The 11,913-nt window shown below is 45.4% G+C and carries 11 protein-coding genes; 10 read left to right on the top strand and 1 reads right to left on the bottom strand.

Annotation, left to right across the window (positions count from 1 at the left end):
* Positions 1-110: 110 nt before the first annotated feature.
* From HC660_RS18885 to pyrG, 4 genes are all read left to right on the top strand, one after another.
* Positions 111-2,228: a heterodisulfide reductase-related iron-sulfur binding cluster gene (locus HC660_RS18885; protein ID WP_168748986.1), complete on the top strand. Its 2,118-nt coding sequence runs from the start codon at positions 111-113 to the stop codon at positions 2,226-2,228.
* Positions 2,225-3,364 (top strand): acyl-CoA dehydrogenase AcdA, encoded by a 1,140-nt coding sequence (acdA, locus tag HC660_RS18880; RefSeq protein WP_168748985.1) that lies wholly within the window; start codon positions 2,225-2,227, stop codon positions 3,362-3,364. Before HC660_RS18885 ends, acdA begins: the two co-directional genes overlap by 4 nt.
* 182 nt (positions 3,365-3,546) lie before the next feature.
* The gene (rpoE, locus tag HC660_RS18875; protein WP_168748984.1) at positions 3,547-4,083 is read left to right on the top strand and encodes a DNA-directed RNA polymerase subunit delta; all 537 of its coding nucleotides are present in this window, start codon (positions 3,547-3,549) and stop codon (positions 4,081-4,083) included.
* A gap of 240 nt (positions 4,084-4,323) precedes the next feature.
* The gene (pyrG, locus tag HC660_RS18870) at positions 4,324-5,931 is read left to right on the top strand and encodes a glutamine hydrolyzing CTP synthase (protein ID WP_168748983.1); all 1,608 of its coding nucleotides are present in this window, start codon (positions 4,324-4,326) and stop codon (positions 5,929-5,931) included.
* An 82-nt stretch (positions 5,932-6,013) separates the two neighbouring features.
* Here pyrG and HC660_RS18865 read toward each other — a convergent pair whose 3' ends face one another.
* Complete coding sequence (locus HC660_RS18865; RefSeq protein ID WP_168748982.1) at positions 6,014-6,535, bottom strand: DUF2529 domain-containing protein; 522 nt, start codon at positions 6,533-6,535, stop codon at positions 6,014-6,016.
* Positions 6,536-6,700: 165 nt separating this feature from the next.
* Between HC660_RS18865 and spo0F the strand changes: the two genes are divergently transcribed.
* The 6 genes from spo0F to HC660_RS18835 all read left to right on the top strand — a co-directional run bounded on the left by spo0F (position 6,701) and on the right by HC660_RS18835 (position 11,907).
* Positions 6,701-7,075: a sporulation initiation phosphotransferase Spo0F gene (gene spo0F, locus HC660_RS18860; RefSeq protein ID WP_003227621.1), complete on the top strand. Its 375-nt coding sequence runs from the start codon at positions 6,701-6,703 to the stop codon at positions 7,073-7,075.
* 180 nt (positions 7,076-7,255) lie between these two features.
* Positions 7,256-8,113, top strand: coding sequence for a class II fructose-bisphosphate aldolase (locus HC660_RS18855; RefSeq protein WP_024123189.1), 858 nt, complete (start codon positions 7,256-7,258; stop codon positions 8,111-8,113).
* Between the two features lie 117 nt (positions 8,114-8,230).
* The gene (gene fsa / locus HC660_RS18850) at positions 8,231-8,869 is read left to right on the top strand and encodes a fructose-6-phosphate aldolase (RefSeq protein ID WP_024123188.1); all 639 of its coding nucleotides are present in this window, start codon (positions 8,231-8,233) and stop codon (positions 8,867-8,869) included.
* A gap of 376 nt (positions 8,870-9,245) precedes the next feature.
* Entirely contained in the window at positions 9,246-10,535 is a 1,290-nt protein-coding gene (locus tag HC660_RS18845) for a UDP-N-acetylglucosamine 1-carboxyvinyltransferase (protein ID WP_168748981.1), read from the top strand.
* Between the two features lie 31 nt (positions 10,536-10,566).
* A complete protein-coding gene (gene glpX, locus HC660_RS18840; RefSeq protein WP_010332254.1) occupies positions 10,567-11,532 on the top strand; it encodes a class II fructose-bisphosphatase in 966 nt (321 codons plus the stop codon).
* A gap of 213 nt (positions 11,533-11,745) precedes the next feature.
* Entirely contained in the window at positions 11,746-11,907 is a 162-nt protein-coding gene (locus HC660_RS18835; protein ID WP_032731180.1) for a hypothetical protein, read from the top strand.
* Positions 11,908-11,913 lie beyond the last annotated feature (6 nt).

Genomic DNA, 11,913 nt, shown 5'->3' with positions numbered 1-11,913 from the left:
GGAATTTAATTATTGACTGAACACTCATTCATTATTTATCATAAAGATAACCTTATACAGATTCTGGGGCAGGGGATCACGGTTTTCATCAGTAAAAAGGGGGAATTGGAATGAGCGGCTTTCTTATTGTTAATGCATTATTATTTCTGATTGTAACCGCTTACGCTGTTTATTTGTTTGTTTATTTGGTCAAAACAAGGGTTGCTTACATCAGGCTTGGCCAAAAGGAACAATTCGATAAGCGGATCAAGGAACGGCTTCAGGCCATATGGGTGAATGTATTCGGACAGAAAAAACTGCTCAAGGATAAGAAAAGCGGGATCATTCACGTCGTGTTTTTCTACGGCTTTATATTGGTTCAGTTCGGAGCGATTGATTTTATCATCAAAGGTCTGGTCCCGGATCAAAATCTGCCGCTTGGCCCAATCTATCCCGCCTTCACTTTTTTTCAGGAAATCGTTACGTTTCTGATCTTAGTTGCGGTTGGCTGGGCATTTTACAGACGGTATATCGAAAAGCTCGTCAGGCTGAAACGAGGCTTTAAAGCTGGACTTGTTCTCATTTTTATCGGCGGTTTAATGCTGACGGTTTTACTAGGGAACGCAATGAATCTAATCTGGCATGATCACGGGCTTTCTTGGAGCGAGCCAATCGCCACAGGAATCGCGTTTCTGCTTGGCGGCATCGGGGAGACGGGTGCTGCGGTGATTTTCTATATCGCATGGTGGGTGCACCTCCTGTTTTTACTGAGCTTTTTAGTGTATGTGCCGCAGTCAAAGCACGCTCATTTAATCGCCGGTCCTGCCAACGTCTTTTTCAGCAGACTTGAAGCGTCAGGAAAGCTCGAAAAAATTGATTTCACTGACGAAACAAAAGAAAGCTACGGAGCAGGAAAAATTGAGGATTTCAGGCAGTCCCAGCTGATTGATCTGTATGCGTGTGTCGAGTGCGGCCGCTGTACCAATATGTGCCCTGCGACAGGCACCGGAAAAATGCTGTCGCCGATGGATTTAATTTTACGCCTCAGGGACCACCTCACAGAAAAAGGTGCTGCCGTCACTTCGCGCTCGCCATGGGTGCCGGCTGCAGCATTCAGCCATACGAGAGGGAACCAGCTGGCAGCGGCAGCCTCAGGGAGCGGATCGCGGGAAGCCGCCGCCGCGCTTGATTACAATCCGAGCTTAATCGGCGACGTCATTACCGAAGAAGAAATTTGGGCCTGCACCACTTGCCGAAACTGTGAGGATCAGTGCCCCGTCATGAACGAGCATGTTGATAAAATTATTGATCTCCGCCGCTATCTCGTGCTGACTGAAGGAAAAATGGACAGTGACGCACAGCGGGCAATGACGAGTATTGAGCGACAGGGCAATCCGTGGGGCCTCAACCGCAAGGAACGTGAAAATTGGCGCGACGCAGCTCCAGATGCCGAGATTCCGACAGTAAAAGAATTGAAAAAAGAGGAAAAAGAATTCGAATACCTTTTCTGGGTCGGTTCCATGGGTTCGTACGACAACAGAAGCCAAAAGATCGCCATCTCCTTTGCAAGACTGCTGAACCAAGCAGGTGTGACCTTTGCGATCCTCGGCAACAAAGAAAAAAATTCAGGGGACACTCCGCGCCGCCTCGGAAATGAATTTTTATTTCAAGAACTGGCCGAAAAGAATATCTCAGAATTCGAAAAAAATAATGTGAAAAAAATTGTTACGATTGACCCGCACGCATACAATTTATTTAAAAACGAATATCCAGATTTCGGTTTTGAAGGCGAAGTATATCATCATACGGAAGTGCTGGCTGATCTGGTAAAGAGAGGGGAATTAAAACCGCAGCACCCAGTTCATGAAACGATCACCTTCCACGACTCGTGCTATTTGGGACGGTACAACGAAGTCTATGATCCGCCGAGAGAGATTCTAAAAGCCATTCCGGGCGTGCAGCTTATTGAAATGGAGAGAAACCGGGAAACCGGCATGTGCTGCGGAGCTGGCGGTGGCTTAATGTGGATGGAGGAAGAGTCAGGAAACAGGATTAATGTCGCCAGAACAGAGCAAGCGCTGGCAGTCAATCCGTCAGTAATCAGCTCCGGCTGTCCGTACTGCCTCACGATGCTTGGGGACGGCACAAAGGCAAAAGAAGCGGAAGAACGTGTCAAAACGTATGATGTCGCGGAGCTTCTGGCTCAATCTGTCTTGGGCGCTGATATGACAATGGGGGAAAAGCGATGAATTTTTCATTAACAGAAGAACACGAAATGATTCGGAAATTGGTTCGAGATTTTGCGAAGCATGAGGTTGCACCGACAGCGGCAGAACGTGACGAACAAGAACGCTTCGATCGTGACCTGTTTCGGGAAATGGCGGATTTAGGATTAACAGGGATTCCGTGGCCTGAAGCTTACGGCGGAATCGGAAGTGACTATCTGGCATACGTCATAGCGGTGGAGGAACTGTCAAAAGTCTGCGCCTCCACCGGCGTGACGCTTTCCGCCCATATTTCGCTTTGCGGCTGGCCGCTGTTTGCATTTGGCACAGAAGAACAAAAGTCAGAATACTTAACACAGCTGGCGCTTGGGCAGAAAATCGGGGCTTTCGCTTTGACTGAAGCAGGCTCCGGTTCAGATGCCGGCGGGATGAAAACAACCGCTGAGCGAATCGGTGATGACTATGTATTAAACGGATCAAAAGTGTTTATCACAAACGGCGGCGCCGCTGATATTTACATTGTATTTGCAGTCACTGACGCTGAAAAAAAGAAAAAAGGCATTTCTGCTTTTATTGTTGAAAAGGATTTTGAAGGATTTTTGACAGGCAAGAAAGAAAAGAAACTAGGCATCCGTTCTTCTCCGACAACAGAAATCATCTTCGAAGACTGTGTCGTTCCCGCAGAAAATCTTCTCGGTGAAGAAGGAGAAGGCTTCAAAATCGCGATGAAGACGCTGGACGGGGGAAGAAACGGCATCGCGGCACAGGCTGTTGGCATCGCCCAGGGAGCGCTTGATGCGGCGCTTCAATACGCAAAAGAAAGAAAACAGTTCGGCAAATCGATCGCCGAGCAGCAGGGCATAGCTTTTAAACTTGCAGATATGGCGACAATGATAGAAGCTTCAAGGCTATTGACCTACCAAGCGGCATGGCTGGAATCGTCAGGCCTTCCGTATGGAAAAGCCTCCGCCATGTCCAAACTGCTAGCAGGGGATACGGCGATGAAGGTCACGACCGAAGCTGTACAGATTTTCGGCGGCTATGGCTATACGAAGGATTATCCGGTAGAACGCTATATGCGCGACGCGAAGATTACGCAAATCTACGAAGGCACCCAAGAAATTCAAAGGCTGGTTATCTCCAGAATGCTCGCAGAATAAGGCAAAATATCTATCAGTCGGATCACTCTTGTAAAATTATTTAAATTAACGCTGTTAAGGGTAGCATATTCTGTTTTATTTTGTTTATAATGAGAGGTATGGTTTGTATAAGAACGATACAATATCGCTTTCATTATTGATAAAACAGATACATATAAGTAATAGAAAGGGAGTGTCCGACCTTGGGTATCAAACAATATTCACAGGAACAGCTAAAGGAAATGGCTTTAGTTGAAATCGCTCACGAATTATTTGAAGATCATAAAAAACCAGTTCCTTTTCAGGAGCTTTTAAATGAAATTGCATCATTGCTCGGCGTGAAAAAAGAAGAGTTAGGAGACCGCATCGCACAATTTTATACAGATTTAAACATTGACGGCCGTTTCTTGGCGCTCTCTGACCAGAATTGGGGTCTTCGCAGCTGGTATCCGTACGATCAGCTAGATGAAGAAACACAGCCGACAGTTAAGGCGAAAAAGAAAAAAGCCAAAAAAGCCGTCGAAGAAGATCTTGATCTTGATGAATTTGAAGTGGTTGACGAAGACGACCTCGATTTAGCTGAGGTTGAGGAAGAACTTGATCTCGATGCTGATGAGTTTGACGATATCGATGAAGACGACGATGACGAGCTCGAAATTGACGAGGATCTCATTGATGACGATGAAGAAGATGATGATGATGATGACTATGATGAAGGCGATGAGGATAAAAAATCGTAAAAGAATTTCATCCCCAAATCGATCTTGACTTTCATAGTCGAACTAGGTAGTATGTATTTTGGGCTCTTCAAAAACGAAGAGAGAACATAGAACGTTATGCTCCCTTTCAAGAAATTGAAAGGGAGCTTTCTTATTTTCACCCCTCATTTTTCTTATAAATCATTTAAAAGGCTAAATGATTTTTTATAAAACGGTACATTTTAAGAAATGTAGCTTAGAGCGAAGAGAGGAGCAAACGAAATGACGAAATATATTTTTGTAACTGGGGGAGTCGTATCCTCACTTGGAAAGGGTATTGTAGCAGCTTCATTAGGGCGTTTGCTGAAAAACCGCGGACTGAACGTCACAATTCAAAAATTCGACCCATACATCAACGTTGATCCGGGAACGATGAGCCCGTACCAGCACGGTGAAGTATTCGTAACAGATGACGGCGCTGAAACAGACTTAGACCTGGGGCACTATGAGCGTTTTATCGACATCAACCTGAATAAATTCAGCAACGTAACAACAGGGAAAATCTATTCAACAGTTCTTAAAAAAGAACGTCGCGGAGATTACCTCGGCGGAACAGTGCAGGTTATTCCGCACATCACAAACGAACTGAAAGACCGCGTATACCGTGCGGGTAAAGAAACAAACGCGGATGTCGTGATTACAGAAATCGGCGGTACTGTAGGAGACATCGAATCCCTGCCATTCCTTGAAGCCATCCGCCAAATGAAGAGTGACATCGGCCGTGAAAACGTGATGTACATCCACTGTACACTTGTGCCTTACATTAAAGCTGCCGGCGAACTGAAAACGAAACCGACACAGCACAGCGTAAAAGAATTAAGAAGCCTGGGCATTCAGCCAAACATTATCGTTGTTCGTACAGAAATGCCGATTTCTCAAGATATGAAGGACAAAATCGCTTTATTCTGCGACATCGATACAAAAGCGGTTATTGAATGTGAAGATGCGGACAACCTCTATGCCATTCCGCTTGAGCTTCAAAAACAAGGACTAGATAAGCTTGTTTGCGAGCACATGCAATTGGCATGCAAAGAGGCGGAAATGTCCGAGTGGAAAGAGCTTGTGAACAAGGTCAGCAACCTGTCTCAAACAATCACAATCGGACTTGTCGGAAAATATGTTGAGCTTCCTGACGCTTATATCTCTGTCGTTGAATCACTTCGTCACGCGGGCTACGCGTTTGACACAGATGTAAAAGTGAAATGGATTAACGCTGAGGAAGTAACAGAAAGCAACATCGGAGAGCTTACTAGCGGCACAGACGGTATTATTGTACCGGGCGGCTTCGGAGACCGCGGTGTTGAAGGAAAAATCATTGCGACACAATATGCGCGCGAAAACAACATTCCGTTCCTGGGCATTTGCTTAGGTATGCAGGTTGCATCTATTGAGTATGCCCGAAATGTATTAGGCTTAAAAGGCGCTCACTCTGCTGAGATTGATCCGTCAACTCAATACCCGATTATCGACCTTCTTCCTGAACAGAAGGATGTTGAAGATCTTGGAGGAACACTTCGCCTCGGCCTTTACCCTTGTAAGCTTGAAGAGGGCACGAAAGCATTTGAAGTGTATCAGGATGAAGTGGTGTACGAGCGTCACCGCCACCGTTATGAATTCAACAACGAATTCAGACAGCAAATGGAAGACCAAGGCTTTGTATTCTCAGGCACCAGCCCGGACGGACGCCTTGTTGAAATTATCGAGCTGAAAAACCATCCTTGGTTCGTGGCTTCTCAGTTCCACCCAGAGTTCAAGTCTAGACCGACAAGACCTCAGCCATTATTCAAAGGCTTTATCGGAGCGTCTGTTGAAGCTGCAAATCAGAAGTAATAAAAAAAGACTTGCCGTTTGTCAAAAGCGGACAAGTCTTTTTTATTTGTTTCCGGCAAGATACAGCATGTACAATAAGTGATTATGCATACTCTTGCAGAATTTCTTTTAATGTAAATGATAGAGCATGGTAGACATACAATGCTGTCATTAATGAAGGGAAGCCATAGCGGGTGCCGTCTTCATCGGGAACAAGCGGCATTTTCAGCTTTGAATCAATATGCACATCGCAATATTGTTCGATTCCGGCGCTGTCTTTGGATGCCGGTGATATGCAGACGACCCCCGCGCCTTTTTCATAAAGCTCTTTCGCGAGCGCCTGTTCTTCATCTGTACCTGTCCCTGAGCAAAACATCAGCACCCTGTCGCTTTCTGTCACATCATCAGCGTTATCGGGAAACGCTTTGACGGAAGGAAGCGGTTCTTTGCCTTCGGTTGCCTCAAGTAAGATGCCCTGAAGCTCATTAGCCCCGTATATATAGATGGAATGCCCGCTGATCACCGCTTGAGCGAGCAATCGCGCCCCATCTTCAATCGCGTCAGATTCCTTATCCTGAATGCGGGAAAAAATACCTGTTAACTGTGTTGTAAATATTTTCAACATAAGTGAATCCTCCTTTATAACGTACAATAACAGTATACAACAAAAGAGAAAATGCTCAGAAAATGTCGTAAAGTAGACTATTATAATTAAAGGAAATAGGAAAATCAAACAGAATACATAAACTACTGCTTACTTTTGACGAAAATCATAATATTGGGGTGTAAAATGATGAATGAAAAAATTTTAATCGTTGATGATCAATACGGAATACGTATTTTGCTTAACGAAGTGTTCAATAAAGAGGGCTATCAGACATTTCAGGCTGCGAACGGCCTTCAAGCGCTTGATATCGTGACAAAAGAACGCCCGGACCTTGTCCTTCTAGATATGAAAATTCCGGGTATGGACGGAATCGAAATCTTAAAACGGATGAAGGTCATTGATGAAAACATCCGCGTGATCATCATGACGGCTTACGGAGAACTCGATATGATCCAAGAATCAAAGGAACTGGGCGCATTGACGCACTTTGCGAAGCCGTTTGACATCGACGAAATCAGAGACGCCGTCAAAAAATATCTGCCCCTGAAGTCTAACTGACAAAAAGAAGAAACAATTGAATGAGGTCATTGTGTTGCCGATTTGTCGAAAAGTTGGTATTCTAGTTATGGAGAAAAAGCGATCTGTGTATTTACATATGACAGCAAATTATGGGTCATGCTAGGGTGGAAAGCTTTTTTCGCTAGAAGACAATCAGGCTACATAAGGAGGACATTCGACATGCCTTTAGTTTCAATGACGGAAATGTTGAATACAGCTAAAGAAAAAGGTTATGCTGTAGGACAATTTAACTTAAACAACCTTGAGTTTACTCAAGCGATTTTACAAGCAGCTGAAGAAGAAAAATCTCCAGTGATCCTTGGTGTTTCCGAAGGTGCGGGACGCTACATGGGCGGCTTCAAAACAGTCGTAGCTATGGTAAAAGCACTAATGGAAGAGTACAAAGTGACAGTTCCTGTTGCGATCCACTTAGACCACGGTTCAAGCTTTGAATCTTGTGCGAAAGCGATTCATGCAGGTTTCACATCTGTAATGATCGACGCTTCTCACCATCCATTTGAAGAAAACGTAGCAACAACTTCTAAAGTTGTTGAGCTTGCTCATTTCCACGGTGTATCTGTAGAAGCTGAGCTAGGAACAGTCGGCGGACAAGAGGACGACGTTATCGCTGAAGGCGTAATCTACGCTGATCCTAAAGAGTGCCAAGAGCTTGTTGAGCGCACTGGCATCGACTGCCTTGCACCTGCATTAGGTTCTGTTCACGGCCCTTACAAAGGTGAGCCAAACCTTGGCTTCAAAGAAATGGAAGAGATCGGAAATTCAACTGGTCTTCCGCTCGTTCTTCACGGCGGTACTGGAATTCCGACTGCTGACATCAAAAAATCAATCTCACTTGGTACAGCTAAAATCAACGTAAATACTGAAAACCAAATTTCTTCTGCAAAAGCTGTTCGCGAAACGTTGGCAGCTAAGCCTGACGAGTACGATCCTCGTAAATACCTTGGACCTGCTCGCGAAGCGATTAAAGAAACTGTTATCGGTAAAATGCGTGAATTTGGTTCTTCAAACCAAGCTTAATTCAATTGGAACTTTTTATAGCCGCCTGACAGCTTGACAGGCGGTTTTCCGTCTATCTTTAGAAAGCGCAATCATATTCACAGTTCTGAAAATTCTTACTCAGGGAGGCTTTTGTAAATGTTATTTTTTATTGATACAGCCAATATCGATGAGATTAAAGAAGCGTATGAATTAGGAGTTCTTGCCGGTGTAACAACGAATCCTAGTTTAGTAGCAAAAGAAGCTAACGTATCATTCCATGACCGCCTTCGTGAAATCACAGAAGTCGTTCCGGGCTCTGTAAGCGCGGAGGTTATTTCTCTGAAAGCTGAGGAAATGATCGAGGAAGGAAAAGAACTGGCGAAAATCGCTCCGAACATCACGGTGAAAATCCCGATGACGGCTGACGGTTTAAAAGCCGTAAAAGCACTTACTGACTTAAACATCAAAACAAATGTCACATTGATCTTCAATGCAAACCAAGCGCTTCTTGCTGCAAGAGCGGGCGCTACCTATGTATCTCCATTCTTAGGCCGCTTAGATGATATCGGCCATAACGGGCTTGACCTGATTTCAGAAGTCAAGCAGATTTTTGATATCCACGGGCTTGATACGCAAATCATTGCGGCGTCAATCCGCCATCCTCAGCATGTAACTGAAGCTGCATTAAGAGGGGCTCATATCGGCACAATGCCGCTTAAAGTCATTTATCAGCTGACAAAGCACCCGTTAACAGACAAAGGAATCGAGCAATTCTTGGCAGACTGGAACAAGTAATTCAAGCGGCGGCAAACAGAGTGTAGTGTCTGTTTGCCGCGGCCTTTGCTTTTCACCGTCCTGATCCAGCGGACCTTCAGATGCACGCCGCTTACAGAGAAGGAATCATTGGGCTGCAGAAGCTGATATCGGAATGAGGGTTGCGTGCTGCTTTTGCCGGATGACGAAGATTCTCTTTAGCCGGCGGGTCTCTGTCGATTTTTTTGAAACCTATGCCCCCGCAAAGCTTCGCTATTTTCTTCCTGATATTTTACAATGTGTTGTATTCTTTCTCTTCGAATTGGCTAGATTTTGGACATGAGCTTTATTTGCAGAGACAGAATAAAATGCCATTTTATTTAGCTCCGCAGCTATCTTCTTATGGAAGGAGACTATCATGGAAAAGTTGAATATTGCCGGCGGTGACTCGTTAAACGGTACAGTACACATCAGCGGCGCTAAAAACAGTGCTGTTGCATTAATACCAGCAACCATTTTGGCAAATTCCGAGGTGACAATAGAAGGGCTTCCTGAGATTTCAGATATTGAAACGCTGCGTGACCTGTTACAGGAAATTGGCGGCAATGTGCATTTTGAGAATGGGGAAATGATTGTCGACCCCACATCAATGATCAGCATGCCGCTTCCTAACGGAAAAGTGAAAAAACTGCGCGCGTCTTATTATTTAATGGGGGCGATGCTCGGCCGCTTTAAACAGGCCGTCATCGGATTGCCTGGCGGCTGCCACCTGGGCCCCCGTCCGATTGACCAGCACATCAAGGGTTTCGAAGCGCTCGGAGCTGAAGTGACCAATGAACAGGGCGCGATTTATTTGCGCGCTGAAAGGCTGAGAGGCGCACGTATTTATTTAGATGTCGTAAGCGTCGGGGCAACGATTAACATTATGCTTGCGGCTGTTTTGGCAGAAGGAAAAACCATCATCGAAAACGCTGCGAAAGAGCCGGAGATTATTGATGTCGCGACATTGCTGACCAGCATGGGCGCAAAAATCAAAGGTGCTGGAACCAACGTCATCCGAATCGATGGCGTAAAGGAACTGCACGGCTGCAAACATACGATCATTCCGGACAGAATTGAAGCCGGAACATTTATGATTGCAGGAGCTGCGATGGGCAAAGAGGTCATCATTGATAATGTCATCCCGACTCACCTTGAGTCCTTAACAGCAAAACTGAGAGAAATGGGCTTTCACATTGAGACAAGCGACGATCAGCTGCTCATTGTCGGAGGGCAGAAAAATCTTAAGCCGGTTGATGTAAAAACCCTAGTATATCCGGGATTTCCGACTGATTTGCAGCAGCCGATGACGGCGCTTTTGACGAGAGCAAAAGGGACAAGCGTCGTGACTGACACCATCTATTCGGCGAGATTCAAACATATTGATGAACTGAGACGAATGGGCGCTAATATGAAAGTAGAGGGCAGATCTGCAATCATCACTGGTCCTGTCGAGCTTCAAGGCGCTAAGGTGAAGGCGAGCGATCTGCGGGCCGGAGCCTGTTTAGTGGTTGCCGGGCTGATGGCCGACGGTGTCACAGAAATTACAGGTCTGGAGCATATTGATCGCGGATACAGCAGCCTAGAGAAGAAACTAGAGGGTTTGGGAGCCACAATCTGGCGCGAGAGAATGACTGATGAAGAGATAGAACAGCTGCAAAATTCTTAATTGGTTATTTGCGAGAGGAGATCGTGTTGAGATGGAAAGAAGTTTATCAATGGAATTGGTTCGTGTGACTGAAGCTGCGGCATTAGCATCTGCAAGATGGATGGGCAGGGGAAAGAAAGACGAGGCTGATGAAGCGGCAACAAGCGCAATGAGAGACGTTTTTGATACAGTCCCGATGAAAGGAACTGTTGTGATCGGAGAAGGAGAAATGGACGAAGCGCCGATGCTTTATATCGGGGAAAAACTCGGAAACGGGTACGGTCCGCGCGTCGATGTCGCTGTTGATCCTCTCGAAGGCACAAACATCTTAGCAAGCGGCGGCTGGAACGCGCTGACTGTTATTGCAGTTGCTGACCACGGCACGCTTTTAAATGCTCCAGATATGTATATGCAGAAAATCGCAGTCGGTCCGGAAGCGGTGGGCTGCATTGATATTGAAGCTCCAGTCATTGATAACCTTAGAGCGGTAGCAAAAGCGAAAAACAAAGACGTCGAGGACGTCGTTGCTACCATTTTAAACCGCGATCGACACGAAAAAATCATTTCTGAGCTTCGTGAGGCCGGCGCCAGAATCAAACTGATCAATGATGGGGATGTCGCAGGCGCCATCAATACGGCTTTCGACCACACAGGCGTAGACATCCTGTTCGGATCAGGAGGAGCTCCTGAAGGCGTCCTATCTGCTGTCGCGTTAAAAGCGCTAGGCGGAGAAATTATCGGTAAACTTCTTCCGCAAAGCGAGGAAGAAATCATACGTTGCAACAAAATGGGACTTGATTTAAGCAAAGTGCTGCGTATGGAAGACCTTGTGAGAGGCGATGACGCTATTTTTGCGGCTACCGGCGTAACTGACGGGGAGCTGTTAAAAGGCGTTCAATTCAAAGGATCTGTCGGCACGACTGAAAGCTTGGTCATCCGTGCGAAATCAGGCACTGTCCGTTTTGTTGACGGCAGACACAGCCTGAAGAAAAAACCAAATCTCGTAATCCGTCCATAACAAAGAGAAAAAGCGGGTGTTGACCCGCTTTTCTTTTGCAAATAAGAGACAACCCTATCAATTGCGTGTCAAAACCTTATTTCAGTTGAATAATTTTTTGAAATAAGGTAAAAATAAAGAGTGCTGCGATTTTTAACTGCGTAATTCCTTCTTTTAAGCACTAGGAAAGTTTCAATTTCTACCGCATCAGACGATATAAGTATTGATCTTCTCATGTTTTTGTCCTCGCTTCCTTCAAAACTCATTAAGACAATCCTTTTAACAAAAGCGCCGATCATGGGTGGAAGTGTTACCGATAGAAGTTCCTTTATGTTAAAAAAAGAATGTGCTTTGGCGGATGTTGTGCAAAAGCAGCAGATTACATGTGTAAAGTAAGATATT

This window comes from Bacillus mojavensis (assembly GCF_012648005.1).
GTDB lineage: Bacteria > Bacillota > Bacilli > Bacillales > Bacillaceae > Bacillus > Bacillus mojavensis.
The sequence above is the reverse complement of the archived record's forward strand: the minus strand, read 5'-3'. Positions and strand labels throughout refer to the sequence as shown.

What these genes read in the sequence shown, in the direction of transcription:
- HC660_RS18885 (WP_168748986.1), top strand. Translation starts at nt 111, where the DNA reads ATGAGCGGCTTTCTTATTGTTAATGCATTATTATTTCTGATTGTAACC.
- acdA (WP_168748985.1), top strand. Translation starts at nt 2,225, where the DNA reads ATGAATTTTTCATTAACAGAAGAACACGAAATGATTCGGAAATTGGTT.
- pyrG (WP_168748983.1), top strand. Translation starts at nt 4,324, where the DNA reads ATGACGAAATATATTTTTGTAACTGGGGGAGTCGTATCCTCACTTGGA.
- HC660_RS18865 (WP_168748982.1), bottom strand. Translation starts at nt 6,535, where the DNA reads ATGTTGAAAATATTTACAACACAGTTAACAGGTATTTTTTCCCGCATT.
- spo0F (WP_003227621.1), top strand. Translation starts at nt 6,701, where the DNA reads ATGATGAATGAAAAAATTTTAATCGTTGATGATCAATACGGAATACGT.
- HC660_RS18855 (WP_024123189.1), top strand. Translation starts at nt 7,256, where the DNA reads ATGCCTTTAGTTTCAATGACGGAAATGTTGAATACAGCTAAAGAAAAA.
- fsa (WP_024123188.1), top strand. Translation starts at nt 8,231, where the DNA reads ATGTTATTTTTTATTGATACAGCCAATATCGATGAGATTAAAGAAGCG.
- HC660_RS18845 (WP_168748981.1), top strand. Translation starts at nt 9,246, where the DNA reads ATGGAAAAGTTGAATATTGCCGGCGGTGACTCGTTAAACGGTACAGTA.
- glpX (WP_010332254.1), top strand. Translation starts at nt 10,567, where the DNA reads ATGGAAAGAAGTTTATCAATGGAATTGGTTCGTGTGACTGAAGCTGCG.
- HC660_RS18835 (WP_032731180.1), top strand. Translation starts at nt 11,746, where the DNA reads ATGTTTTTGTCCTCGCTTCCTTCAAAACTCATTAAGACAATCCTTTTA.